Source organism: Pseudotamlana agarivorans, assembly GCF_001642835.1.
In the GTDB taxonomy this organism is placed as follows: Bacteria; Bacteroidota; Bacteroidia; order Flavobacteriales; family Flavobacteriaceae; genus Pseudotamlana; species Pseudotamlana agarivorans.
In genome coordinates, this window is record NZ_LXEI01000003.1 from 122,159 (window position 1) to 149,155 (window position 26,997).

Here is a 26,997-nt window from a genome sequence, read left to right on the forward strand (position 1 = left end):
TGTATTTATTTCTGATTTAGAACTTTAACGGTTTGGGTTGTAGCGGCGGTTACCGAAAGTGGTAATACTAAAATTACCCCAATAAATGGAATAAAGAGGCAAAGCATAAAAACGATACCGTTTCCAATAGCCAATCCGCGATTTTCATGTACAAATTTGATGCTGTTTTTATAGTTAAAATGACGTTCTAGGGTGTAATCCATATTCCCGAATCCCGCATAATAGGATTGTAAAAAAAACAATAATATGGTCGAGAAAATGTTCACAATGGGAATGAATTTCAATACTAAGATAGGCATTGTAAATAATAATTCTCTAATCAAATTACGCAGGTTAATGCGTATGCCCCGCCACAGTTGTTGAGCGAACGTGTTGTTTGTAAAATTTTGGTTAGGGTTATTGGTTAAATACACCTCAATTTTTTCGGAAACCGGACTCATAAAGGGCGCCGAAAATGCCATGACAATATGTTTAAAAAGAATAATGCCAATAGCAATTATAATTAACAGACCTAAAATGGTACCTAGGGTTGTAAACGCACTTTTACCCCAGTCCCAAATCCATAAATCTGAAACATAAGCACCTAAATTATCCGACAAGTTGTAAGCTATAATACTTATGCCAGAAGCTGTAATTAAGCTTATAAGCATAGGTATAATAAAGTATTTCCAGAGCTTTAGTTTAGATAATAAACTAAAAGCCCCTAAGTATGCTTTAACACCGCTTAGTATATTTTTTAGCATTTATTAACCAGTTTTATACTTTAATTCTTTAGGTTAAACGTTTAAGCAAGTTTTGCTGCTTTAAATATAAGCGTTATTTAGTTAGATAAAAAGCGGTTTATCGATACTCTTTTACAGCATCAATAAACGCTTTAGCATGGTCTAAAGGTATATGTGGTAGAATACCATGACCTAGATTTACAATATATTTGTCTTTACCAAACGCATCAATCATTTGGTGAACCATTTTTTTAATTTCAGCTGGAGGAGATAACAAGCGTACAGGATCAAAATTACCTTGTAAGGTGATGTTTCCTCCTGTTAAATAACGAGCATTCTGTGGTGAGCAAGTCCAATCGACACCTAAGGCCGATGCGTTACTTTTAGCCATTTCTCCAAGGGCAAACCAGCACCCTTTTCCAAAAGCAATTACTGGAGCATCGTCTTTTAAAGCTTCAATAATTTGATTGATGTATTGCCAAGAAAACTCTTGATAATCGGTTGGTGATAACATCCCTCCCCATGAATCAAACACCTGAACCGCATTTACACCTGCAACTACTTTTTCTTTTAAGTAAGCAATAGTCGTATCGGTTATTTTTTGCAATAGTTGATGCGCCGCAACGGGATTTGTAAAACAAAATTCCTTGGCTTTATCAAAGTTTTTACTGCCTTGACCTTGTACGCAGTAGCATAAAATCGTCCAAGGTGATCCAGCAAAACCAATAAGTGGGATCTCGTTATTTAAAAGTTCTTTTGTAGCCTTAATACCTTCGAAAACATAGTTTAATGCCTCTTTAACATCAGGCACTATTACGTTATCTACATCTTTTTGAGTACGCACTGGATTTGGTAAATAAGGGCCAAAATTAGGTTTCATCTGTACCTCAATATTCATAGCTTGAGGAATTACCAAAATGTCACTAAACAAAATAGCAGCATCCATACCGTAGCGTCTAATAGGCTGAACAGTAATTTCACTAGCTAGTTCTGGAGTTTGACAACGCGTGAAAAAATCATATTTTTCACGAATGGCCATGAATTCTGGTAAATAACGTCCAGCTTGACGCATCATCCAAACAGGTGGACGTTCAACAGTTTCTCCTTTTAATGCTCTTAAAAATAAATCGTTTTTAATACTCATTTTCTTGTTCCGCGAAAGCGGTAATCTTTTATCTGAAATCAGAAATCGTGTAAAACTACTAGATAAATCATTTTTCAAAAATGATATTTATCATAGTTTTAAATTCTCAACTAGAAAGTAGGTTCCCTATTTTGGGGGTACTTTAAAGTTTTAAATCTTTTTCGTTTCAGTGGTTATAAAATGTTTATTGCAGCCAAAAAATAGTTGCCTGTTAGGAAGTATAATGCGTGTTTACTAACTCAATTACACTTTCTACCGTTGGCACTTTAGCGATACGAACATCTTCAAAATGTTTTCTTGCTTCTTTAGCTGTGGTTTCACCAATACAGAATGCAATCACGTTCGATTTGTTATTTTGAACGAAACTTTCAACCGTAGAAGGGCTGTAAAACATGACACTTTCTACAGAATCAGCAACTTTAAATCCGTCAAATTTAGTTTGATATGCTTCTACCTCGGTTACCTTAATGTTATTTTCTTCTAGAATATTTGGTAAATCGTCTAGCCTTAAATCACTGCAAAAATACATGACTTCAGTACCTTCTAAATAATCAACTAAATAGGAGGCCAGTTTTTTAGCGCTATTTTCGGAGTGCTTAACTTTTCCTATGGTATTTTCTACAAGGCGTTTGGTACGACGGCCTACACAGTAAATATTTTTAAATTGTAATTCCAAGGCCGAGTAGTTTGTAATTAATGACTGTACGGCATTTTTACTGGTTATAATTACGTTTTCAACTTCGTTTTTTAGGAAACGTGGATGAATACGATTTAGGCTTATTTTAATGAAATCGGAGCTTTCGCTTGCAATATTTTCATGGAATAATAAGCGTTGATCTTCGGTAAGAGATTTTGTAGAAAAGACCGTGGTTTTCTTGCTGGATTTAATGTTATCCATCAATCGTTTACCTCCACGTTCAATTACAAAATCGGCGCAAAATTGGGCCATATCTTTATGTTCTCCTAGTTTTTTAACTCGGGTGACATCAATACGTTTAGAGCCATCTTCGCTTAATAACACTCCTTTAAAGTGAATTTCTTCATCTTTAATATAGGCTAACGCGCCTATGGGAGCAGTACAGCCGCCTTCTAATTTATTTAAAAATTCGCGCTCAATACTGGTGCAAATTTCGGTTTCTTCATGGTTTAATTCGGCACAAGCGGTTTTAACGAATTCGTCATTTTCTAATGCTGTAATCATAATCGCACCTTGCGCAGGTGCTGGAATCATCCAATCTAGGTTAAAAGATTCTTCAGGACGAATGCCTATTCTACCAATACCTGCGGCAGCAAAAATAGCAGCGTTCCAATGCTCGTTATCTTGTAATTTTTGAAGGCGTGAATTGACATTACCTCTTAAATCTACAATGGTATGCGAAGGAAAGCGGTTAAGCCATTGTGCACGACGTCTTAAGCTCCCGGTGGCAATGACAGCTTTTTTTGAAGCTAAAAACTCTTCATTGTGTTTAAAAACTAGGGTGTCGTTAACATTGCCTCGTTTTAAAACGGCAGCCTGAATAATGCCTTTAGGTAGCACTGTAGGGACATCTTTTAAAGAGTGTACGGCAATATCGATATCATCATTAAGCATGGCAATATCAAGAGTTCTTGTAAAAATACCGGTGATGCCTAATTCATAAAGAGGCTTGTCTAAAACTAAATCGCCTGTAGATTTTACAGGAACCAGTTTAGTTTTATGCCCAAGGGCTTCCAGTTGCGTTTTTACGATGTTGGCTTGCCATAGTGCTAATTCACTATCGCGCGTACCAATTCTTATGGTTTTAGACATTTTTTGTTGCGGGTTCTAACTGAAATACTTTTTTAATAAGTTCTAAACTATCGTCTGTAGAAATATTATCATCTTTAAGGTGATGAGCAAAGTGATTCGTTATTTTTTGAATGATGTTGTTGCTAATTAATTCGGCTTGTGCTTCATTAAAATCAACATTTTTTTTGCGTTGTGTGTCTAATTCTGCGGCAGCAAAATCAGATAATTTATGTTTTAATGCCTTAATGGTTGGTGCAAACTTTCTAGTTTCTAACCAACTTTTAAATTCGGCTTTAATTTCTTCAATAATAACTTCAGCTGAAGGAATATGTGCTTTACGAGCTTCTAAAGTTTGATCGGTAATTTGAGATAAATGATCGAGGTGTACTAAATTGACATGATTTAATTCTTCAACATTAGAATCAACATTTTTAGGAATGGACAAATCTAATATTAAAAGCGGTTTTTCCGACTGAATGATATGTTTATCAATGGTAGGACGTTGTGCGCCGGTAGCTACAATTAAGATGTCTGTTTTGTTTATCTCTTCTTGTAAGTTGGCGTAATCTTTAACCACCAAATTGAATTTCCCAGCAATTTGCTCAGCTCTCGTTTTGGTTCGGTTAATTAGAGTAATGTGTTCGTTTTTAGTGTGTTTTACTAAATTTTCACAGGTGTTTCTTCCAATTTTACCCGTACCGAATAACAAGATGTTTTTATCTGAAACGTTTTCTATAGTGTTTAAGATATATTGAACAGATGCAAAGGACACCGATGTGGCTCCAGATGAAATGTCAGTTTCAGTTTTTATACGCTTACTCGCTTGTATAACCGCATTAACCAAACGCTCGGTATAGTTGTTTAATAAACCGTGTTTTCTAGAAAGTTTGGTGCTTGTTTTTAACTGACTTATAATTTCAAAATCCCCTAAAATCTGACTATCTAAACCTGATCCCACACGAAACATGTGTGATATCGCCTCATTATTTTTATAGATGTAAGCCACGTTTTGAAACTCTTCAAGAGTGCCTCGGGTATTGTCACAAAGCAGCTGAATGAGTTGGAAAGGGTGTTCTGCAAAACCGTAAATTTCGGTACGGTTGCAGGTAGAAATAACCACAAGGCTTTCTATACCATTTTCTTTGGCTTGTTTTAGTAATGCTTGTTTGGCATCTTCGTCTAAGCTAAAGTGGCCTCTAATTTCGGCATCGGCTTTTTTGTAACTTAAGCCAATAGCGTAAAAGTAAGAACCTCGTGATTTATTTTTATTGTGCATGCTGGTCGCTGAAATATGTCACAAAAATATGTTCCTGCCATCAGATAAAATAACGCTAGAAGAACTTTAAGTGTCGTTTGTGGTTTTTTAGCGATGTTTTTTAGGGATATTGAGGAAATATGCTATTTTAGTACTAAAATAGGGTCATTGTAGCTTATTAGTTTAGAATCAATCTAAATAAAACAGATATGAATCAGGAATTGAATAGCGAGAAAAGTATCGCTAAAAGTACTTTTAATGAAACCTCTGTTGAGGATGGTGTTATCGTGCTTACTTTTAAAAATGAAGCCAGTGAAGTGCAATCGGCTGTAAAAGATATAGATAGTGATTATATTCAATTTCATTTTTGTGTAAAGGGTTCTAGTCAGTTTTTATTTAATGAAGGCCGTTACAAATTAAATATCCTAGAAGAAAATTCGTTGTTGCTCTATAATCCGCAACGCGATTTGCCAATCCATTTAGAAATTAATCCGCACTCATGGATGGTTTCCATTTTAATTTCCATTAAAAAGTTTCATGGTTTCTTTTCACACGAGGCCGATTATATAACTTTTTTAAGTGAAGACAATCGCGATAAAAAATACTATAAAGATGGTGTGATTACCCCTTCCATGGCCATTGTCCTTAATCAGCTCATCAATTATAATTTGAATCAATCTATTAAAGAACTTTATTTTAAAGGTAAGGCTTATGAGTTGTTAAGCTTGTATTTTAATAGAAGTGAAGATGCCGATGTGGAACAGTGTCCGTTTTTAGTTGATGAAACCAATGTGATAAAAATACGTAAGGCTAAAGATATTATTGTGGCTCGTATGGCAGAACCGCCTAGTCTACAAGAACTCGCCGATGAAATTGGTTTGAGTTTGAAAAAGCTAAAAGAAGGATTTAAGCAAATTTATGGCGATTCAGTTTTTAGTTTTCTTTTCGACTATAAAATGGAAGTAGCCCGAAAATTATTGGAATCGGGTGAAAATAATGTCAATGAAGTGGGATTAAAAGTGGGGTACAGTGCTTCCAGCCATTTCATTTCGGCCTTTAAAAAGAAGTATGGTACGACACCAAAAAAATATATTATGTCATTGAACTGATTTAGACTTTTTCTTATGCTAAAAAAATGTCCTTTTTCGCTTAAACACAAAAAGCCTAAATCAGTTCATTAAGTTGAATTTAAATTTGATGAATATGAAATATTTAACTCCAGAAATTGCCGCTTTTTATGAGCAAGCGTCAAAGAAATCTTTAGTGCAATCTAATACCTCTTGTGGCATCTTTCAAGCTTGTGAATACAATAATAAAGACCAAGAAGCTTATCAACAATATTTAGAGCGTCAATTACGTAAAGATTAATGTCGCTTTAATACCATTCTTCATTAATACAAAACTCATGCTTAAAGTTCTGTAACATAGTTTTGTATGAAAAAACTTTCTGAAAATTACCTTTCATCGATTTTTTTAAAGGATAATCCTACTTGTATCAGTTTTTGCCTATATTGGTGTAGTACAAATTGTTAGAGCAACTAGCTAACGAATGTTTAAAATGATACTGAAAGGTTTTAGAATTCAGATTTATTTTAAATGAACATTCACTCCCTCATCCGCTAGGTAAACACCAATTGAACTTGAATGCGTTTTATAATTCGTTTTCATCTCTCTCAATTTCGGTAAAATTAAAAACAACCTTTTTGGACTGTTTTATTTTATTTGAATTGATTCTGAAAGCATAAAAAAGTATAAGACGGGTTTCGATAAGTTTATTGGTAAAAAGTGAAAAATTTAATCAACTAAATTATACTAACCAAGTAAGTTTAATAGCCACCAACACTATTAACTTGCATTAAACCCAAATTATGATGAGAACTTTACTAAAAACCCTATTAATTTTTTGTGTGATTGTATCATGTAAAACAAACGGATCGGAAACGAAAGTTTCAAAAAACTGCGATTTGTTTCAAATAGGAAATTATAAATTTTTTAACCCGAGAGTTTATGAACACCCTGTAATTTTTGAAAAAGGGAATCATAATTTACTTAACAAGGATTTTACTCCAGTTTGGTATAATGGCTATTGCGCCGAGAATTTACCATCACATTTTGCGACCAAGGATGAATACCTTAAATACATCCCTACGGCTCGTATTAATAAGGAAGGCCGCGCACCATTCGATTCTTTTTATGAAGTTAATAAAAACAGTGTAAAAGGTAAGCCAGGTTTATATCACGACGATTATCACTTGCTGTTTAGAGGTACCGTGAGTGTGAAGCATTTGAAATCGGATAAAGAATACCTTCTAGTTGCTGGAAAAAACTACATCCTAAAAGAAGAAGATTACGATAAAAATACTGAGTTTTATGAGCCTAGTGTAAAAACCATGTTTGCTTATTTATTAGAAGATGGGGTTTACAAATCGGTAGATATCGATTATGTGTTAGGAAACTTTACTAAAGCACAACACGATAAAGTTTTTGAAGTTTTAAATGTGAAAAACTTAGTGAATTCAGTATGTGTTGAAAGTGTAAATACACAAGGTAAGCCAAATTTTGATAGTGCTTCATTACCTAAATGGGTGTATGATAAATCATCGGTGAGCGATTATTAATAAGAACTGCGCTATCAGTTTATAACTGATTATCTAGAATATAAATTAAAGCTTCACTTTTGTGGAGCTTTTTTTTGTCTGTCTTTGTCCTTAACTAAATTTTAAGGGCTATTACAATTAACTATTGTATTTTTGTAGCAATTAAAAAAATTGATGAAAAAAGGCGTATTACTTGTAAATTTAGGTTCTCCCGATAGTCCGGAGCCTAAAGATGTTAAAAGATATTTAGGCGAATTTTTAATGGATGAGCGCGTTATAGATATTCCCCTAGTTGCTAGAACGGCACTTGTAAAAGGAATTATTTTAAAAACACGTCCGAAAGCATCGGCAGCAGCCTACAAGAAAATATGGTGGGACGAAGGTTCGCCCTTAATCGTAATTTCGGAAAGACTTCAAAAAGGTATTCAGAAACAAGTAGATGTTCCCGTAGCCTTAGCCATGCGTTATGGAAGTATGACCATTAAAAAAGGGCTTCAGGAATTGGTAGATCAAGGTGTTGATGAGGTTTTGCTTTTTCCACTATACCCACAGTTTGCCATGGCTACCACCGAAACCATCACAGTTTTGGCTGAAGAAATTCGTCAGGCATTCTTTCCTAATTTAAAAATAGAATCTGTTCCCGCTTTTTACAACAAACCTGATTATATAGAAGTGCTATCAAATTCTGTAAAGAGACATTTGGAAGGTAAGCAAATCGATCATTTATTGTTTTCGTATCACGGGGTTCCAGAGCGTCATATTAGAAAAAGTGATGTCACCAAATCGCATTGTAAAATTGATGGGAGTTGTTGTGCTACGCCAAGTAAAGCCCACGAATTTTGTTACAGACACCAATGCCTGGAGGTTACTCGTTTAGTTGCCGAAAAACTGAATCTGAAAGAAGGTACCTTTTCTACATCCTTTCAATCCCGTTTAGGATTCGATCCTTGGTTATTGCCTTATACCGATAGAACCATAGAGCGTTTAGGGAAAAATGGCATAAAAAATATGGCTATAGTAACACCTGCTTTTGTTAGCGATTGTTTAGAAACGCTTGAAGAAATAGCCATGGAGGGTCAAGAAATCTTTCATGAAATGGGTGGAAAGGAATTTACGACCATCCCTTGTTTGAATGATGATAAACCTTTTGTAGATTTATTGTCTAACTGGATCAACACCTGGGTAACGCCACAAGCATAAATTAAATTATGGCAAAAATATCATCTCAAGACTTAGGGTCGCAGCCCATAGGAAAGCTTTTAATAAGACAAGCGGTTCCGGCGGCCATAGGAATTTTGGTGATGTCTTTAAATATATTAGTTGATACGATTTTCGTAGGCCACTGGATCGGGGTAACCGCTATTGCAGCTATAAATGTTGTACTTCCGGTGTCTTTCTTTATTGCTGCTTTAGGTATGGCCATTGGTATAGGTGGTTCGTCCATTATATCTCGAGCACTCGGGGCATCAAACCACAAAAAAGCCCTTAAGACTTTTGGCAATCAAATCACCTTAACCTTATTGCTGTGTTGCACTTTTGTTTTTGTGGGATTGCTTTATCAAGATGCTATCATTCATTCTTTTGGAGGTAAAGGCGCTATTTTTGAGCCTGCAAAAATTTATTACCGTATTGTGCTTTATGGTGTGCCTATTTTAGCTTTAAGCATGATGGGTAATACGGTTATTCGTGCTGAAGGCAAACCCAAGTTTGGTATGTATGCCATGATGATTCCGTCGGTAAGTAATTTGCTTTTAGATTACCTTTTTATAAATGTATTAGACTTAGGTATGGCGGGAGCTGCCTGGGCGACGACCTTATCATACGTATTTTGTTTTGCCTTTATTTTATGGTTTTTCTTATCGAAACATTCCGAACTTAAATTAAATTTTTCGCATTTCAGATTGCACCTCAGTGAGGTTAAAGAAATAAGTTCTTTAGGTTTTGTCACTTTAGCTAGACAAGCTGTTGTAAGTGTTACCTATTTGTTTATGAATAATATTCTGTATGAATTAGGTGGTGTTAATTCGGTTACCGCTTACGCGATTGTTGGTCGCATGCTTATGTTTGCTATGTTTCCTGTTTTAGGTGTTACCCAAGGTTTCTTGCCTATTGCTGGCTTTAATTATGGTGCTCAACAGTACAATCGTGTTAAACAATCCATTTATATCGCTATTAAATATGCATCGCTTTTAGCGACCTTAGTGTTTATAGTATTAATGACTTTTCCAGATGCGATCACTAAAATGTTTACTACCGATGCCGAGGTGATAAAAGAGACACCAAGTGCCATGCGATGGGTATTTGCGGCGACACCCATAATAGCACTGCAGCTTATTGGAGCCGCTTATTTTCAAGCTATAGGGAAGGCTAAGCCGGCGTTGTTACTAACCTTAACACGACAGGGCTTTTTCTTTATTCCGCTTATTTTTATTTTACCACAATTTTATGGGGAACTAGGCGTATGGATTTCTTTTCCTATTGCCGATACCTTGGCTACGATTGTTACGGCCTATTTTTTGAATCGTGAAATTGTTAAGACATTAAATCCGATTAAAGACTGAAAATACATCTACTATTTTAATTATGGAATATTACAATTACATTAAATCTTTTCACCTGATTTTCGTTATCACTTGGTTTGCGGGTCTGTTTTATATTCCTAGACTTTTTGTGTACCAAATTGAAGCTTTTCATAAGTCATCTCCAGATAAGGAAATCCTTGGAGATCAGTTAAAACTCATGGCGAAACGACTTTGGTATATTATTACCTGGCCTTCAGCCATATTAGCCACTATTTTTGCGATTTGGTTACTTGTTTTGCAGCCGTATTGGTTAGAGCAACCTTGGATGCATGTTAAGTTAGCCTTTGTACTTTTACTCTTTGTATATCATTTTAAAACCCATCAGTACTTTAAGCAGCTACAAAAAGGAGTGGTTAAAAAAACATCAAACTTTATGCGCATGTGGAATGAAGGTGCCACTTTTATTCTTTTTGCGGTAGTGTTTTTGGTTATATTAAAATCTGCTATTAATTGGATTTGGGGTGTGGTTGGAATCATCGTTCTTGGTATTCTTATTATGATTGGTTTTAAGGTGTATAAACGCATTCGAGATAAGAACCCGAATGCTTAACATGATAAGACAATAGCCACTTTCACTTTTTAGTAGGCTTTAAATCGCTTTGGTTTAATTATTGCTATATTTAAATCATTCAATATAAATTGACGTGCCGTTTAAATTTAAAAAACCATCGCTTCGTACTCGAATTTTTCTAGCCATGATTATGCTTGTGCTGCTGGGATCTGTGCTTATTTCTGTGGTTGCCATCAAACAATATAAACAACAGAGTGAAGATTATCACAACGACCGTTTATACGCAAAAGAGCATAGTATTAGTACGCATTTAAAGCGTGTGCTTAACGGTAGAAACAACACTTGGGAGGTTAAAACTGAGAATATTGCCGTTATTTTTAAGGAAGAAATTTATAACATAGCCGATATTCATAAACTTCAAATTAATTTATATGATTTAGATGGGACTTTGCTCATCTCTTCAAAAGCAGGTTTTAGAAATAATGTTGCAGATAAATGCATCAAAACAGAGGTTTTAAATGCGATTTCTAACACAGCTGGCCATCGGTATGTTGATAAGCATATGGAAAACGGCGAAACCTTTTTATCTTCCTACACCTATCTTACCGATCAGAAATCTAAGGCCTTAGTTATCCTTAATATACCTTATTTAGAAAACGACGATTTTTTAACCAAAGAGCTTGAAGCATTTTTAACACGAATGGCTTATGCTTTTTCCTTTGTGCTTTTTATGGCTATCGGATTGGCGTTTTTGCTTTCAAAATTCATAACCAAATCTTTAAAAACCATTAGCGATAAAATTAACGCCACACGCTTAGAAAGGTTAAATGAAAAAATTGTTATAGATGATACTAGCGAAGAGATAACAACGCTTGTAAATTCATACAATAGTATGATTGATGAACTTGAAGAAAGTGCTATACAATTGGCTAAAAGTGAACGTGAACAGGCATGGCGAGAAATGGCGAAACAGGTTGCTCATGAAATTAAAAACCCGTTAACCCCAATGCGATTAACGGTGCAAGACTTTCAAAGAAAGTTTAACCCTGAAGATGAAAATATCTATTTAAAAGTTGATGAATATACTAAAACTCTAATTCAACAAATCGACACAATGAGTTCCATTGCCTCGGCATTTTCAAATTTTGCGAAGATGCCTGCGCAACAGAATGAAAATTTAAATGTGGTTGAAATTGTTAAACTGGCCTTAGATATTTTTAATGAAAATTATATTGTTTTCTCTTCCGATCGTGAACATATCATTGCAAAATTAGACCGCACACAATTAATTCGAGTGGTTACCAACCTTGTTAAAAATGCGATTCAGGCCATGTCTGAAAATGATGAGCCCAAAATTCTAGTTAATGTTTCAGAAGTGAATAATAACGTGGTTGTTTCGGTTTCAGATAATGGTGTGGGGATTTCCGAAGCAAGTAAAAATATGGTGTTCGAACCAAAATTTACCACTAAAACAAGTGGTATGGGATTAGGCTTAGCCATGGTTAAAAATATTGTAGAAACCTATAATGGAACCATTTCCTTTGTGTCAGAAAAAGGTAAAGGTACCACGTTTAAAGTGACTTTTCCAACAGCTAATTAGAATGTTGATTACTTCGAATTTAGAAACTCTTAACAGTTAAGCTTTAAAAAATCAGTAAATTTAAGGCTTGAAAACATGGGCCTTTATGCTGATGTTGCAATTATTATTAAAAAACTTCGCTATGAGTTATAATACCATTCTTTTAAATAAATCGGCTGCCATTAGTACGATAACTATTAATCGTCCGAAAAAATTAAATGCTTTAAATAAAGAAACAATAGCCGAGTTACATGACGCCATTGACGCTTCCGATCGCGATAAAGAAACAAAAGTGATTATTATTACTGGAAGTGGAGAAAAAGCTTTTGTTGCAGGAGCCGATATTAGTGAGTTTTCAAATTTTTCTGCGGCTCAAGGTAAAATGTTGGCTGCTGAAGGTCATGAAAGTTTATTCGATTTTATTGAAAATTTATCAACCCCTGTTATCGCGGCTATAAATGGTTTTGCTTTAGGTGGCGGATTAGAATTGGCTATGGCTTGTCATTTTCGCGTGGCTAGTAATAATGCGAAACTAGGGCTTCCAGAAACTTCTCTAGGGCTTATCCCTGGTTATGGGGGTACACAACGCCTGCCACAATTAATTGGTAAAGGTCGCGCTTTAGAAATGATTATGACTGCAGGGATGATTAATGCTTCTCGGGCGTTGCATTATGGTTTGGTGAATCATGTGGTTGCTCAAGAAGAATTATTATCGTTTACTGAAAGTTTAGCTGATAAAATAACTGGTAATTCTAGTGTGGCAATAAGTACGGCTATCAAGGCTGTAAACGCTAATTTTAAGTCTGGTGTCGATGGTTTTCAAGTAGAAATACAAGGTTTTGGGGACTGTTTTGGAACCGACGATTTTAAAGAAGGTACTACTGCTTTCCTTGAAAAGCGAAAAGCCAATTTTCCAGGAAAATAAAATGGTTTTACCGAGACAGGGCTGTTTCCAGTAAGGTTTACCATACCTAGGTTAGATTTTCATACAGTTTGCTAACTGGGAATTGTAGCAAAGATTTTTTTTCTATGATTGACGCCCCAATTGTATAATTCTAAAATAACTTTTTTTAAGGATTTCGAATGTTCTGTTGGGGTGTATTCTGTTCTTACAGGAAAACCATTTAAAACAGTCCTAGTAATCAACTGGTTTTCTTCCATATCCTTTAATTCTTTTGATAGTACTTTGGTGCTTAATTTTGGAATACTACGTTCAATTTCTCTGAAATGTTTATTTCCTTCCCAAATTGAAATGAGTATTAAAATTTTCCATTTACCACCTATCACGTCTAATGTGTCTCTAACAGGAATCAGAGCAGACATACATTCTTTGTGTTCTTTCTTTTTCATTACTAATGATTTTGATTACCTTTAGGTAACCAGTTACCTAAAGGTACCTGATTACTAATGGTAATCAAAAATAGTTAATTTTGCCATATAAATAAAAACCAATATTTAAAATGAAAAATAAAGTACTTACAGTTCTATGTATTCTTTTCGGATTAATGATGATTAATTCAGGTTTTAACAAATTCTTCCACTATATGCCAATGCCAGAAATGTCTGAAGACATGATGCAAATAATGGGTGGATTTATGACCATAAAATGGATTTTTCCATTGGTTGCCATTGTTGAAATTATCGGTGGGATTCTCATTGCTATTCCAAAAAAACGAGCATTAGGAGCTATCGTAATTCTTCCTGTCGTTATAGGGATTTTTGTGCATCATCTAGTACATGATGTAGCAGGTATTGGAATAGCAATAATACTATTGGCGATTAACATTTGGGCTATTAGTGCAAATTGGGATAAATTCAAGCCAATTGTAGGAAGTTAGTTTGCTTAATTAATAAGCTATAGTAGTAAGTTTGCACTATACAAATTCTTGGAAGTGCACTACTTCTAAATACATATTACGAAAAAAGAGGGCTAGTACAGCCCTCTTTTAGTAGTTAATAAGTGGTTCTTAATTGTTTTAAAGGTGTTCAATAAATTCTCTGCCTTCGGTTTCGAAAACAATTTTATGACTGCCATCTTCTAAACCATTTAATCGATAAATGCGTTCAATGTTTGTCGTATTTTCTATGGTTTCCGAATATAAAAGACCTTCATATCCTGTGGCTACAGCATATATGTAAATTTTAAGAGGTTCGCCATTTAAAGCCAATTTGCTAATGTAAACCACATTGCCTTCAACACGTGTATGTGGCTTATAAATGATTTGCTCTTCTTCTTTATTAAATAGTACCAATCCAGATTTAACAGTAAATGGAATAGAACTAATTACAAGGCCTTTATCGACTTCAAACTTATAAGCGCCATTTGGCAATAATGTAAGATCAAATTTAGAAGAAAAATTCCCTGTTGCCTGTATCACTTCTTTATGTACTATCACGCCATGACTATCTTTAATAGATAGTAGGTTCCCTGCTTTTAAACGTTTTAAAACCAGCGAGGTGCTTGATGTTTCATTTTTAATGTTGAAAAATGGAACTTCATTTGCGAAACTTAACATGGCAGTGCACATAATTACCATCAAGATTCCTTTTTTTGAATGTTTAAGTACGTTTTTCATAATAAAGTGTTTTTAACGTTCAACATATCAAACTTAACAACTACATACGGAATATAAAACACTGATATTGACGTGTTTATATGTTATTTTACCCATTATTTTTAAGTTGTTTTAAGGTTAATAAATGCGTTTTATTCCGCCCTCTTTTGTTAAATTAATGGAAACAAAAAAAGGTGGATCTTTCATAAGATCCACCTTTTTCAGCAAAATTTAACTTTAAATTTTTAAATCGATTTTTCGAAAATACGGTCAGAAGAACGTAATACGACTTTATAGGTTCCAAAATTTAAACCATCAAGTTTATAAGCTCTTTCAATTTTTATTTCGTTTGAAGCTATTTCAGAAAGAATTAATTTTTGATCATTACCTGCTTTGCTTGTGTAATAGATGTCTATTTCTAACGGCTCACCATCTACTGCTAGCTTAGTAATGTACAAGAAGTCTCCAGCAACTCTAATAAATGGTTTATAAACCGTTTTTTCTTTTTCTTTATTGAAAATAGCGTTTCCTGAGGTAATAGAAAAAGGAATTTCTCTAATTTCTAAATCCTTTTCAACCTCAAATCTGTATTTGCCGTTGGTTAAAAAAGTTAAGTCAAATGCTCTAGAGTATCTGCCAGTTACTTTTATCATTTCCGAATAAAGTACAGTTCCATGGATGTCTTTAATCGATAATGCGCTACCTTCTTGCACACTGTTTAATGTAAAGGTTGTTTTTGCTCCAACAACATCAACGCTGAAAGTTAAATTTTCGTTAGCGAAACTTAGCATTGTAACGAATAAAGTTACTAGCAATAATCCTTTTTTTGAAAGTGTAAATATATTATTCATAATCTATTGTTTTTATCTTTTTACATGACAAAGGTATAGGAGATTGCTAATATGTAAAACATGGGGATTGACTAATTTATATACTATATTGTCTGTTATGTTGATACTGTATTTATATTGAGGTAATATAACATATAACTAGGTTAATTTGTCAGAATTGATCCAGTCAGTTACAGAGTTACAAAAAGGCAAAAGTTCAAAATTTAAAAGGTATTTCAAGAGTTAATATGATAAATTAAATGAACTTATATTATTTTTAAAATTGAGAAGATATTCTCCTGGAGGGTATTATAGGAGGGAGCGTTTTTATAATGTTTTTTAAAGCGTTTAAATTCAATACTATTCTAATTGGTGAAAACTAAAAAAGGTGACCTTATAATAAGATCACCTTTTTTATCAACTAAACTAAACTAAAATCTCTTAGATCTTTTTTTCAAACCTTCTTCCTGCAGTGTGAAGAACAACCTGGTATTCTCCGTTTTTTGCACCGCTTAATTGGTAAGCTCTTTCTATTTTATCTTTACTTTTTACTGTTTCTGAAACTACCACACTAGAATTAGCACTGTTTTTAGGAGTGAAAATAATTTCAATATCTAATGGTTCGCCATCAATGGCCAATTTGCTAACAAATACTATGTCTCCAGATACGCGAATGAAAGGTTTGTAAATTACTTTTTCTTCATTCTTATTAAATAATGCTACTCCAGATTTTACTGCGAAAGGAATTTCTTTAATCTCTAAATCTTTATCTACTTCAAACATGTAGTCTCCGTTTGCTAAGAATGATAAATCAAATTCTCTAGTGTATTTTCCAGAAGTTTTAATAGTTTCTGAAGCAATAACATGTCCTAAAGCATCTTTAAGTGAAAGTAAGCTTCCTTCTTTTACATTATTAATAGTTAAAGTTGTTTTGTTCGCTTCAACAGTAACATTGTAAAATGAATTTTCATTGGCGAAACTTACCATAGATACACATAATGCTACTAGTAAGAATCCTTTTTTTGTGTTTGTTATTATATTTTTCATAGTAAAATAATTTTATCTTTTTGTATACCACAAAGATATAGCAGAAGTATGTGCTGCAAAACATGGGAATTGACGAATTTATATGCTAGATTATCTGTTATATTTATGTTGATTTTGTGTTAAGTTAATATAGTATATATCTGAGGTAATTTTGTTTTATTTTGTGAGTTTTATCCGATGTCTTAAATGATGTTATAGCGAGGATTTCTTTGTGGATGCTGTTTTAAAAGTGGGATAAAAGAAGAGTAGACCTTTTAATTCGATTGTACGTCAATCTGAATTTATTTTAGATTCCCATATCATTGAATTTTATTAGCTTGAAATTCTGTTTCGAGTACAGATTGACTAATATTTTAATTTTTAACCTAATCCATTGTATGGAAAAAGGGTAACCTTTTTAAAGATTACCCTTATGCTATAAATCTGAGATATGTTTAGATCTTTTTTTCGAAGCTTCTATTTGCAGAATGTAATATGATTTGGTATTCACCTTTATCTTTACCTTCTAACTTATAAACTTTTTCGATTTTATCGTTAGATTGTAATTTTTCTGAAACAACAAGTGTCGAATTGAATTTGTTTTTTTCAGTAAAATAGATTTTTACATCTAAAGGTTCGCCATCTAGAGCTAGTTTGCTAATATAGACTAAATTGTTTACTACTCTAATAAATGGTTTGTAAACCACTTTTTCTTCATTAAATTCAGCAACTCCAGAATTTAAAGTAAAAGGAATTTCTTTAATCTCTAAATCTTTCACTAATTCAAAGAAATAGTTTCCGTTTGGTAAAAAGTTTAGGTCAAATTCTCTTTTGTATCTTCCAGTTGTATTAATGTTTTCAGAATATAAAACAGATCCGCTAACGTCTTTAATGGCTAAAGCTGTACCTTCTTTAGCATAGTTTAAAGTTAATGTCGTTTTGTTAGCCTCTACATTGATACTGTATAATGTGTTTTCGTTTGCGAAACTTAAGGTAGAAATTAATAATGCTACGATTAATAATCCTTTTTTTGTGTTTGTCAATATGTTATTCATAATATATAAATTTTCTATTTTGATACTACAAAGATACATGAGGTATCTGTGTTGTAAAACACTGCAATTGACGTATTTATATACCATATTAACTGTCATGCTGTCATTGTTTTATACCAGGGTTAATTGAGCATATTTTAGTGATAATTTTGCTATATTTTGAGGGCTTCCAAAAAAAAAAGGTGCACTTAAAGTACACCGTGTAATTGCTATCAATCTATTTGAGAATTATTAATATGATTTGTATAGATCAATTTTGTGTTTTTTGGGCTCTGTGTATAGCGTAATTTGCGATCTATGTTCGTAGATATTTTTAATATGACAAAAACTTTGAAATTGTTTAAGAGAAATTAGTGCTTCCTTGTTATTTATGAATGCTATTCCCGATGAAATAATAACAGGAATTCTCATAACGTTCTCAGCGTTTATTATTTTAAACGTATAGCGCCCATCATTTAAAAATTGTAGGTCAACCGATTTAATGTTCCAATAGTGTTTTTTGAAAATGACCTGCTTATTGTCATTTAGTACGACAACAGAACTTCCTTTAGGAATATCGTTCAAGGTTAGAACCGATTGTTCTTTGGTATGACTAATATTATAGTAAGCAGCTTTCTTCGCATGGCCTTGTATATGGTATAGCAAGACTATTAATAGAAGCAATGTTTGTGAGAGACTAGTTATGTTTTTCAAAATGAGAGGTTTACGTTGTAAATTTAATGTAGAGATCCTCATTTCAAAACACCATAATTGATCATAATATATGTTATATTGACTTTAAAAGTATTATGATGCTATTTTAATGTTTATTGAGATGGTTATTATGCTTCTATGAGAAAGGAAACAGTCAAGAATTTTACGTTTTGCTTAGTAAAAAAAAGGCAAAAAAAAAGTGGGCCACCACAGCCCACTTTACCAACTAAACTAAACTAAATAAGACATTAAACTAATTATTAATGAATTTCGTGTACTCCTTGTTATTAGAGTGTATTGTAATTTTATAATTTCCTTTATTCAACTTATAAACCTTCTTGATCATAAAGGCATTTTCTACTAATTCAGAATGAATCATTTCGTAAGCACCTTGTTCAACTTCATTAAAAATACTAATAATAGCTGTTTCATCGTTAGAGCAAAGTTTCGTTACATAAAGTAAATCGGCTTCTTTCTTAGTATGAGGTTTAAAGTATGTTGATTCTTCAGCTTCATCAAATTCTATTTCAGTAGCACTTACTGTAAATGGAATCATGTTTACTTCTAAATCTTTATCAATTTCAAAAACATATTCGCCACTGGCTAAATCTGTTAAATCAAATCCTTTTTTATAAGTTCCAGTGGTTTCCACCGACTCTTTAAAAATAATGATACCTTGGTTGTCTTTAATAGAAACTAAATCCCCTTGTTTGACATCCTCTAGTGTTATAGACGTTTTCTTAGCGTCTCTCTTTACGATAACCTTAGCATCTCCTTCAGCGAATCCTAAAACCGTTGCTAGCATAGCTACCATCAGGATTCCTTTTTTCGTTAGTGTAAGTACGTTTTTCATAGTGAGTCGTTTATAACGTTCAACGGTACAAAGATATGTGAGATGTAGAAGGTGCAAAACATCAATTTTGGCTTATTTATATGCTATTTTATCTGTTAACGATTTGTTAACTGTATGTGAAGTTAATTTAACATATATTTGAGTTAAATAAATATACAATGTATGCATAATAAGTATTAATTTTGCTAATAAAACAACCTCGGTTATGATTGCTAAGAAACCCACATTAAAGAAGCTAAGCCCAAGTTTTGGTAGCTCAATCTTGGTCAAACAGCATGTAGAACAGGTAGATAAGAACGGTGCCTTCTGGCATTTCCATCCAGAATTAGAACTTATATATATAAATAAAGGACAAGGTAAAACTCATATTGGTACACACTTGTCTTATTTTAACAATAGTCAGTTAATATTAATAGGTTCTAATTTACCACATAATGGTTTTACAGATCGTTTAACAGCAAATGGTACAGAAACGACCATCCAATTTAAGTCTAATTTTTTAGGAGACGATTTTTTAAGTGTTCCTGAAATGGCCAATGTCGCAGCTTTATTTGAAAGAGCTAAAAAGGGTATTCGCTTTAAAGTGGAAACCAAACAAAAATTAGGTCCGAAAATTGAAAAGTTATTTCAATATAATGGACTTAAACGTGTGATTAAATTTTTGGAGATTTTACACTATTTATCAAAAACAGACGATTACAGTTTATTAAATGCTGATGGTTTGGCTTTCGAAGCCGAAGCTCAGGACAGTGCTAAAATAGGTGTGATTTTTAAATATGTGAATAAAAACTTTACACACCATATAGCTTTAGATGAAATTGCCGATAAGGTGAGTATGACGGTTCCTGCGTTTTGTAGATACTTTAAAAAGGCCACTGGAAAAACTTTTACCCAAATTGTAAATGAATACCGAGTGGTTCATGCTACTAAATTACTTTCTGAAGAGTTAGAAATGAGTATTGCAGATGTTTGTTTCGAATGCGGATTTAATAACTTTTCACACTTTAATAAAACCTTTAATGATATTACAGGAAAAAGCGCCTCAAGTTATAGAAAGGAAATCAAGAAGATGATTAGTTAAAAGGTTATCCTTTATGACATAAAATAAAAACCTCAGGTTGGTACTATCCAATCTGAGGTTTTTTATTTGGTAATCTTATTAATTCTGTCCTTCCCATTCCTTATAAAACTGATCTAAAAACTCTAACATATAATTATGACGTTCTAATGCTATTTTTTTACCTGTTTCGGTATTCATACGATCCTTTAATAATAGGAGCTTTTCATAAAAATGATTGATAGAAGGTGCCGTTGAGTTTTTATATTCGGCTTTGGTCATATTTAAATTAGGAGCAATATCTGGATTATACAGCGCTCTATTTTTAAACCCTCCGTAATTAAAGCACCTCGCAATACCTATGGCGCCTATGGCATCCAGTCGGTCGGCATCTTGAACAATATCTAACTCTACCGATTTAAAATTTTGAGTTTCGTTTCCTCCTTTAAATGATATGTGTTTGATGATGTTTACCACGTGATTTATTACAGCTGTATCCACATGAAGCTCTGTTAAAAAACGTGAAGCCATTTTTGGTCCAACGGTTTCATCGCCATCGTGAAATTTACTATCGGCAATATCGTGAAGTAAGGCTCCTAAAGCTACGACTAATGCATCGGCCGATTCAGTCTTAGAAATGAGTAAAGCATTATTGTAAACGCGTTCTATATGAAACCAATCATGACCGCCTTCAGCATCGGCTAAAGTGGTTTTCACAAAGGCTATGGTTTTACTAATGATGACTACGGAAGTATACATAAGCTGAAATAAAAAATGAGGCTATCTAAAAAGTAAGTTTTTCGTCAACCTGAATTTATTTCAGGTTCTCATAATGATTGATTTTCAATATGATGAGATTCTGAAATAAATTCAGAATGACGATTTTTAACACTTTTTAGATAGTCTCATTAATGTGAGAACCTGAATCAAGTTCAGGTTGACGTATGTTTTTTGATTCAACAATCTATTTAATAATCGCTGGCTCTACCCATTTAAACTGAAATGAGTTTTCTGGTACTTTCATACGCTCAGATAAACGATACATTCGCGATGGAAGTTTCATTAAATAATCTCTAGCCTTTTCAGCTTCATCATTTAATCCGGTAATTTTATCAATTTCCCAACGGTCTATTAATTTCTGAAGGATATCTACATAATCAGTAGCTGTGTAAACACCAATACGTTGCGCTGTATTTGAAAATTCTTCGAAAGCAGAACTTATTTTACCACCCGATTCTCTTAAGAAATGTGCAGGCATGGTAATTTTTTGTTTCATCATATAATGAAAAGCCATCATCATCTGGCTTGGGTCTACCTTAAAAATACGATCAACAAAATCGGAATAGGCATGGTGGTGACGCATTTCATCACCAGAAATAATTTTACACATTTTAGACAAACGCTTGTTGCCCATGTCTTTCGCTATTTTAGCTACACGGTTGTGCGAGATGTATGTTGCCAACTCCTGGAAACTGGTATATACAAAGTTTTTGTAAGGATCTCTATCGGTACCAATATCAAAACCATCGGCAATTAAATGCTGGGTGGTTTTTTCAATTTCTTTCATGTTTACCCTTCCAGAAAGATAAAGGTATTTGTTAAGTACATCACCGTGTCTGTTTTCTTCGGAAGTCCACTGGCGTACCCACTTGGCCCAACCATTTTCCTTACCATCCATTTGGTCGACACCTTCCACATCCATAAGCCATGATTCGTATGTAGGTAAGGCTTCTTCGGTAATCATATCACCTACTAAAACCACCCAAAAATCATAAGGGAGTTCTTTGGCTAGTTCTCTAATTTCTCTAACCTCTTCGAAAAACTTGTCATCGGTAGTTTCAGAATTGGGTAAAAAGTCAGTTGGTTGCCAGATGGAATCTATAGGGATTAAATATTTTTCCATTAGCATGTCAACGTCTTTTTCTAAAAACTGCATGACTTCTAATCTTTTATTTTTCAATGACATGGATTGTAATGTTAGGGTTCTATACTGTTTGTAATAGTAGTTTCAATACTATGTATTAGCTCTTGTTTATCTGCAAAGGTACTAACTTTTAAAGGCTTATGCACGGTAAATGTGATATGAGTACCTAAACCCATAGGGAAATTCCCGTATTTTAACATTTTCCATGAGTTATTAATCGTGATAGGGACTACAAGTGCCGAAGGAATTTTTTTAAATAATATTTCTAAGCCTTTGGTTTGAAAAGGTTTTGGAGTGCCGTCTTTACTACGTGTACCTTCAGGGAAAATTACTGCTGCGCGCTTATTCGTTTCAATATATTCGCCAAACTTCATTAAAGCAGGAATAGATTGTCGTGGATTTTTACGGTCTATTAAGGCGCCTCCACCATGTCGTAAATTATACGAAACACTAGGTATGCCTTTTCCTAATTCTATTTTACTAATAAATTTAGGATGGTGTTTGCGCATGTACCAAGTGATGGGGTAAATATCATGTAAACTTTGGTGGTTAGCTACGATTATTAAGGGCACATCGGTATCAATATTATAAGGGTTTGTAAAAGTAAAACGGGTGCCTAAAATATTAGCACAGCGCATTAAAGCGAATTGCAAGCCATCGACAACTTTTTTATGCACACTATAACCAAAAACATTAAAGGCAAACCATTGTAAACCGTGAAAAACAACAAGGGTTATAAAAAAGAAAAAAGCATATATAATACTTAATGGGTATGAGATGATTTTTTGCATGGTTCAAAAATAAGTAAATCTTGGTTTGGTTTAAATACGGGGTACAAAAAAACCACAATAAGTGTATTATCGTGGTTTTTGTATGGTAATAAACCTGTAGTTTATCGTTCTGAAAAGCTTTCGAATTTCAGTGAAAAACTAATGTTTAACAATGCTCGTTATAAGCATCTTTTAAGTTGTCTGCAATAAGTTCGGCTGGACGACCTTCAATATGATGACGTTCTAACATGTGAACTAATTCACCATCTTTAAATAAAGCCATGCTTGGTGAGCTTGGAGGGAAAGGTACCATATAACCACGTGCAGCATCAACAGCTTCTTTGTCAACCCCAGCAAAAACCGTTACAATATGGTTCGGCTTTTTGGCATTGTCTAAACTCATTCTTGCTCCTGGACGTGCATTAGCAGCGGCACAACCACAAACTGAATTTACAACCACTAAAGTTGTTCCTTCTTTTGCTAAAGCAGCATCAACCTCTTGAGCTGTATGTAATTCTTCAAAACCAACTTTGGTCAAATCTTCGCGCATTGGTTTTACTAATTCTGCTGGATACATATTTTTAAATTTTAATTATTAACAATTTAGATTGCAAAGATACCAATTGTGTTACAATTGCGTAAAGCAATCCATTAACAAATATTATATTTACGCTCATAAATTAAATTTAAAATTTTAGCTGAGCGTAAACGCTATCATACACAAGTCTTTCTAATTAAAAGAAATATGTAATGATGTGGTTTGACGTTTATTAAAACAAATACTTACATGAGTTATTCAAAATGGATTGGTGGTGCTATTGGGTGGTCGTTTGGAGGACCTATAGGCGCTATCATTGGTGTGGCACTAGGGAGTTTAATTGATTCGATGTCGGAGGGTATTCATCCGTTTTTTTCCGATAAGGAAGCCTTCGATAAAAGACAAAGACCTCAAACACGAACACAATCGGGCGATTTTGAGGTGAGTTTGCTCATTTTAGCTTCTTCGGTTATTAAGGCTAATGGTAAACTAGATCAGCGTGAATTGGATTTCGTGCGTCAGCAATTTGTAGGTATGTACGGAAAGGAACGTGCTAATCATGCCTTTAAACTTTTTAAGAACATCAACAAGCAACAGATTGAGCTTCGCCCGGTTTGTTTGCAAATTAGGCAAATGATGGAACACGCCTCACGATTACAGCTACTTCACTTTTTGTTTGGAATTGCTAAAGCCGATGGTGCTGTTACCCAAGATGAGGTGAATCAAATTTTTAAGATTTCGGGCTATTTAGGGATTTCAGAAAGAGATTATGAAAGTATTAAGGCCATGTTTTATAACGATAGCAATGCGGCTTATAAAGTTTTAGAGATCGATAAATCGGCTACTGTCGACGAGATTAAAAAAGCCTACCGAAAAATGGCTAAAAAATACCATCCGGATAAAGTAATTCATCTCGGACCTGCACATCAAAAAGGCGCCGAAGAAAAGTTTAGGCAAGTGCAGGCTGCTTATGAACAAATTCAAAAGGAGCGAGGATTCAAATAAATTTCAGGACTTTTTTAGTGATTAATCCAGAGGGCTGATATCACTTGTCTTACTTTTGGGTTTCTGGATTTTTTGATGTATCTGTCTTGTTTTCAATTGGGTATGTTCTGCAGTCTTGCAAGCGATTTTAATTGTAATTAATTTTTGTAGCGTTTTTATTACTATCTTTAGTAGCAGTACTATGGCTAAATAAAAACAAAATAATTAATTATGGCAAGCAAAGAAACAATTGAAATCGTTAAGGCTACGGCGCCTGTTCTAGAAGAGCATGGAGAGGCCATCGCAAAGGTGTTTTATGAGATGTTATTTGACAAACATCCAGAGCTAAAGAGTGTTTTTAACATGGCAAACCAAAAAAAGGGTACTCAGCAAAGGGCCCTTGCGAATGCTGTGTTCCAGTATGCTGTCCATATTGATAAATTAGAAAAACTTGGTGATGCCGTCGAGCTTATTGCACAGAAGCATGCCAGTTTAGCGATCCCAAAAGAAGCCTACCCTATCGTTGGGGAAAATTTACTTATAGCCATAAAAAAAGTGCTAGGCGATGCAGCTACTCCAGAAATTATCGATGCCTGGGCAGAGGCCTATGGCGATTTGGCGGTTATTTTTGTAAGTAGAGAGGAAGCGCTATACAGTAGTAGAGAAAAGAGTAAAGGCGGATTTAGAGGCATGAAACCCTTTGTTGTCACTCAAAAAGTTAAAGAGAGCTCTAATATCACGTCGTTTTATCTAAAAAGAGAAGATGGCGAACCCATCCCAAATTTTGTTTCGGGTCAGTATGTAGCTATTACTATTGAAATTCCTGGAACTCCTCACAGGCATACTAGAAATTATAGTTTATCCGATTCTAATGATAAAGATTATCTAAGAATTAGTGTTAAAAAAGAAGAAGGGAATCCTAATGGAATGGTCTCTAATTACATACATTCCAATATGGAAGTGGGGTCTGTTTTACACATAGGCATGCCTTCTGGAGAATTTGTTTTAAAGCCTACCGAAAACCCTATTGTTTTTATTAGCGGAGGAGTGGGTGTTACACCTTTATTAAGTATGTTTAAAGAAGCTTCTAAACACCACGATAATCTAACTTTTATTCAATGTGCTCAGAACAGTACCTGTCAGGCATTCGATGTCGAAATTAAAGCTTCAGCTGGTAATAAATCACGGTTTGTCAAAGTGTTTGATTTACCATCACCCTCTGATAGTCTTGGTGTAAATTACGATTATAAGGGGTATTTCAGACCTGAAATATTGAGTGATTTAGGGATTAAAAACACCAGTGATTTTTATTTCTGTGGACCTAAGCCATTTATGGCTAGTGTCTTGTCAATCCTAAAGGGTTTAGGTGTGAAAGATGAAAATATTAACTTCGAGTTTTTTGGTCCATTTGAAGAATTGAGTGTCGGTAAATCTTAAACTAGAAAATCTATAAAATATAGCCGTTTAGAAACTCAGTTATACTTGATTTTTCAGGGAAAACTGTTGAAATTGATGAAATCAAAAAACAAGGTTATTTTTCGAAGTTTATTGTAGATTTTTCTTTTTCAACAGATAGGTTTACAACACGACCAAAAATTAATGCACAATTGTCTTTGTCATGCCCTGCATGCATATTAAAGGCCACAGGAAAGTCGTAATCGGCTAAAACGTCTAAAATAAGCTGTTCTACAGAGCTGCCCCAAGGGGTGGTGTTTTTCTTTATTTTGGTCATATCGCCAACAATAACCCCTGCGCAATGATCAAAATAACCTGCCCGCTTTAAGCTTTGTAATAAGCGATCAATATGATATTTGTATTCACCTATTTCTTCAATAAATAGTATTTTTCCAGAGGTATTAAGGCTAGAATTAGAACCTAACATGGTTTGTAAAATACTTAAATTTCCACCAACTAATTCGCCCGAAACTGTTCCTGGTTTGTTATAGTTAGAGCCTTTTAAAGTATAAGAAATAGGCGTTCCCATAAGGGCGTTTTTAAAGGTTGAAATAGTCTCTTTAATAGTTTCTGGAGCATCTTGTAAACTCGTACACATCATAGCGTGTAGCGATTGGTAGCCTAAATTATGGACATCGCTATGTAGGGCTGTAATGTCTGAATATCCAATGACCCACTTCGGATGCTTTTTAAAATTCGTCCAGTTCAATTTGTCCAAAATACGCACAGCGCCGTAACCGCCTCTAGCACACCAAACGGCTTTAATACTAGGATCGTCTATGGCGTTTTGGAAATCTTCACAGCGTTCATCATCACTGCCAGCAAAATGATTATTTTGTGTAAATACATGTTTTCCAACCACAGGGTGTAAGCCCCAGCTTTTTAAAAGTGCTTGGGCTTTTTGTATTTCAGCTTGTCTGTTTTTTAAAATGCCAGAAGGCGCTACAATAGCAACAGAATCGCCTGCTTCTAAATATGGTGGTTGTTTCAAACTGCTTAGTGATGTTTTAATAGCAACATTTTGAGCGGTATAATTTTGAATTCCGAAGAAAAAAAACGCGCAAAATAAGCTGAATGTTAGAAGGTTTTTTGCCATAAT

General features: G+C 34.1%; 28 protein-coding genes. 12 read left to right on the top strand and 16 right to left on the bottom strand.

From position 1 onward, the window contains the following. Positions 1-5: 5 nt before the first annotated feature. The 4 genes from A6I66_RS06375 to hemA all read right to left on the bottom strand — a co-directional run bounded on the left by A6I66_RS06375 (position 6) and on the right by hemA (position 4,910). The gene (locus A6I66_RS06375) at positions 6-743 is read right to left on the bottom strand and encodes an EI24 domain-containing protein (RefSeq protein WP_067146800.1); all 738 of its coding nucleotides are present in this window, start codon (positions 741-743) and stop codon (positions 6-8) included. Positions 744-840: 97 nt separating this feature from the next. Further along, positions 841-1,866: a uroporphyrinogen decarboxylase gene (gene hemE, locus A6I66_RS06380; protein WP_067146802.1), complete on the bottom strand. Its 1,026-nt coding sequence runs from the start codon at positions 1,864-1,866 to the stop codon at positions 841-843. 211 nt (positions 1,867-2,077) lie between these two features. Then, a complete protein-coding gene (gene hemC / locus A6I66_RS06385; protein WP_067146804.1) occupies positions 2,078-3,655 on the bottom strand; it encodes a hydroxymethylbilane synthase in 1,578 nt (525 codons plus the stop codon). Further along, positions 3,648-4,910, bottom strand: coding sequence for a glutamyl-tRNA reductase (hemA, locus tag A6I66_RS06390; protein ID WP_067146806.1), 1,263 nt, complete (start codon positions 4,908-4,910; stop codon positions 3,648-3,650). The genes hemC and hemA overlap by 8 nt, the downstream gene beginning before the upstream one ends. Positions 4,911-5,098: 188 nt before the next feature. On the opposite strand from hemA, the gene A6I66_RS06395 reads away from it, so the two are divergent. From A6I66_RS06395 to A6I66_RS06425, 8 genes are all read left to right on the top strand, one after another. After that, complete coding sequence (locus tag A6I66_RS06395; protein WP_067146808.1) at positions 5,099-5,998, top strand: helix-turn-helix transcriptional regulator; 900 nt, start codon at positions 5,099-5,101, stop codon at positions 5,996-5,998. A gap of 94 nt (positions 5,999-6,092) precedes the next feature. Further along, complete coding sequence (locus A6I66_RS16730) at positions 6,093-6,257, top strand: hypothetical protein (protein ID WP_169815714.1); 165 nt, start codon at positions 6,093-6,095, stop codon at positions 6,255-6,257. A gap of 500 nt (positions 6,258-6,757) precedes the next feature. Then, positions 6,758-7,507 (top strand): hypothetical protein, encoded by a 750-nt coding sequence (locus tag A6I66_RS06400; RefSeq protein WP_157614113.1) that lies wholly within the window; start codon positions 6,758-6,760, stop codon positions 7,505-7,507. Between the two features lie 153 nt (positions 7,508-7,660). Continuing rightward, entirely contained in the window at positions 7,661-8,686 is a 1,026-nt protein-coding gene (gene hemH, locus A6I66_RS06405; RefSeq protein ID WP_067146812.1) for a ferrochelatase, read from the top strand. Positions 8,687-8,694: 8 nt separating this feature from the next. Then, positions 8,695-10,047, top strand: coding sequence for an MATE family efflux transporter (locus A6I66_RS06410; RefSeq protein WP_067146814.1), 1,353 nt, complete (start codon positions 8,695-8,697; stop codon positions 10,045-10,047). A 22-nt stretch (positions 10,048-10,069) separates the two neighbouring features. Further along, positions 10,070-10,618: a CopD family protein gene (locus A6I66_RS06415; RefSeq protein WP_067146820.1), complete on the top strand. Its 549-nt coding sequence runs from the start codon at positions 10,070-10,072 to the stop codon at positions 10,616-10,618. Positions 10,619-10,763: 145 nt separating this feature from the next. Beyond that, on the top strand, positions 10,764-12,179 hold the full coding sequence (locus A6I66_RS06420) for a sensor histidine kinase (RefSeq protein ID WP_067146822.1): 1,416 nt from the start codon (positions 10,764-10,766) through the stop codon (positions 12,177-12,179). 121 nt (positions 12,180-12,300) lie between these two features. Continuing rightward, the gene (locus A6I66_RS06425) at positions 12,301-13,083 is read left to right on the top strand and encodes an enoyl-CoA hydratase/isomerase family protein (protein WP_067147069.1); all 783 of its coding nucleotides are present in this window, start codon (positions 12,301-12,303) and stop codon (positions 13,081-13,083) included. A gap of 71 nt (positions 13,084-13,154) precedes the next feature. Here the strand turns inward: A6I66_RS06425 and A6I66_RS06430 are convergent, their stop codons facing one another. Beyond that, positions 13,155-13,508 (bottom strand): winged helix-turn-helix transcriptional regulator, encoded by a 354-nt coding sequence (locus A6I66_RS06430; RefSeq protein ID WP_067146824.1) that lies wholly within the window; start codon positions 13,506-13,508, stop codon positions 13,155-13,157. A gap of 110 nt (positions 13,509-13,618) precedes the next feature. Between A6I66_RS06430 and A6I66_RS06435 the strand changes: the two genes are divergently transcribed. After that, positions 13,619-13,996, top strand: coding sequence for a DoxX family protein (locus A6I66_RS06435; protein WP_067146826.1), 378 nt, complete (start codon positions 13,619-13,621; stop codon positions 13,994-13,996). Between the two features lie 138 nt (positions 13,997-14,134). On the opposite strand, the gene A6I66_RS06440 is transcribed toward A6I66_RS06435, so the two are convergent. The 6 genes from A6I66_RS06440 to A6I66_RS06465 all read right to left on the bottom strand — a co-directional run bounded on the left by A6I66_RS06440 (position 14,135) and on the right by A6I66_RS06465 (position 19,170). Then, complete coding sequence (locus A6I66_RS06440) at positions 14,135-14,734, bottom strand: hypothetical protein (protein ID WP_067146828.1); 600 nt, start codon at positions 14,732-14,734, stop codon at positions 14,135-14,137. A gap of 224 nt (positions 14,735-14,958) precedes the next feature. Continuing rightward, entirely contained in the window at positions 14,959-15,564 is a 606-nt protein-coding gene (locus A6I66_RS06445) for a hypothetical protein (protein ID WP_067146830.1), read from the bottom strand. A 420-nt stretch (positions 15,565-15,984) separates the two neighbouring features. Continuing rightward, positions 15,985-16,590, bottom strand: a complete 606-nt coding sequence (locus A6I66_RS06450; protein WP_067146832.1) for a hypothetical protein — start codon at positions 16,588-16,590, stop codon at positions 15,985-15,987. A 434-nt stretch (positions 16,591-17,024) separates the two neighbouring features. Next, entirely contained in the window at positions 17,025-17,624 is a 600-nt protein-coding gene (locus A6I66_RS06455; RefSeq protein ID WP_067146834.1) for a hypothetical protein, read from the bottom strand. Positions 17,625-17,855: 231 nt separating this feature from the next. After that, positions 17,856-18,269, bottom strand: a complete 414-nt coding sequence (locus A6I66_RS06460) for a hypothetical protein (protein ID WP_211267538.1) — start codon at positions 18,267-18,269, stop codon at positions 17,856-17,858. A gap of 301 nt (positions 18,270-18,570) precedes the next feature. Next, on the bottom strand, positions 18,571-19,170 hold the full coding sequence (locus A6I66_RS06465; protein ID WP_067146838.1) for a hypothetical protein: 600 nt from the start codon (positions 19,168-19,170) through the stop codon (positions 18,571-18,573). A 205-nt stretch (positions 19,171-19,375) separates the two neighbouring features. On the opposite strand from A6I66_RS06465, the gene A6I66_RS06470 reads away from it, so the two are divergent. Next, on the top strand, positions 19,376-20,251 hold the full coding sequence (locus A6I66_RS06470) for an AraC family transcriptional regulator (protein ID WP_067146840.1): 876 nt from the start codon (positions 19,376-19,378) through the stop codon (positions 20,249-20,251). A 78-nt stretch (positions 20,252-20,329) separates the two neighbouring features. On the opposite strand, the gene A6I66_RS06475 is transcribed toward A6I66_RS06470, so the two are convergent. From A6I66_RS06475 to A6I66_RS06490, 4 genes are all read right to left on the bottom strand, one after another. After that, positions 20,330-20,986: an HD domain-containing protein gene (locus A6I66_RS06475; RefSeq protein ID WP_067146843.1), complete on the bottom strand. Its 657-nt coding sequence runs from the start codon at positions 20,984-20,986 to the stop codon at positions 20,330-20,332. 205 nt (positions 20,987-21,191) lie between these two features. Next, a complete protein-coding gene (locus tag A6I66_RS06480; RefSeq protein ID WP_067146844.1) occupies positions 21,192-22,193 on the bottom strand; it encodes an acyl-ACP desaturase in 1,002 nt (333 codons plus the stop codon). An 11-nt stretch (positions 22,194-22,204) separates the two neighbouring features. Further along, positions 22,205-22,942, bottom strand: coding sequence for a lysophospholipid acyltransferase family protein (locus tag A6I66_RS06485; RefSeq protein WP_067146846.1), 738 nt, complete (start codon positions 22,940-22,942; stop codon positions 22,205-22,207). Between the two features lie 145 nt (positions 22,943-23,087). Beyond that, positions 23,088-23,498: a BrxA/BrxB family bacilliredoxin gene (locus A6I66_RS06490; protein ID WP_067146848.1), complete on the bottom strand. Its 411-nt coding sequence runs from the start codon at positions 23,496-23,498 to the stop codon at positions 23,088-23,090. Between the two features lie 210 nt (positions 23,499-23,708). Between A6I66_RS06490 and A6I66_RS06495 the strand changes: the two genes are divergently transcribed. Beyond that, positions 23,709-24,464: a TerB family tellurite resistance protein gene (locus tag A6I66_RS06495; RefSeq protein WP_067146851.1), complete on the top strand. Its 756-nt coding sequence runs from the start codon at positions 23,709-23,711 to the stop codon at positions 24,462-24,464. A 210-nt stretch (positions 24,465-24,674) separates the two neighbouring features. Beyond that, the gene (gene hmpA, locus A6I66_RS06500) at positions 24,675-25,880 is read left to right on the top strand and encodes an NO-inducible flavohemoprotein (RefSeq protein ID WP_067146853.1); all 1,206 of its coding nucleotides are present in this window, start codon (positions 24,675-24,677) and stop codon (positions 25,878-25,880) included. A gap of 94 nt (positions 25,881-25,974) precedes the next feature. Here the strand turns inward: hmpA and A6I66_RS06505 are convergent, their stop codons facing one another. Next, positions 25,975-26,994, bottom strand: coding sequence for a S66 peptidase family protein (locus A6I66_RS06505; RefSeq protein ID WP_084399530.1), 1,020 nt, complete (start codon positions 26,992-26,994; stop codon positions 25,975-25,977). Between the last annotated feature and the right edge of the window lie 3 nt (positions 26,995-26,997).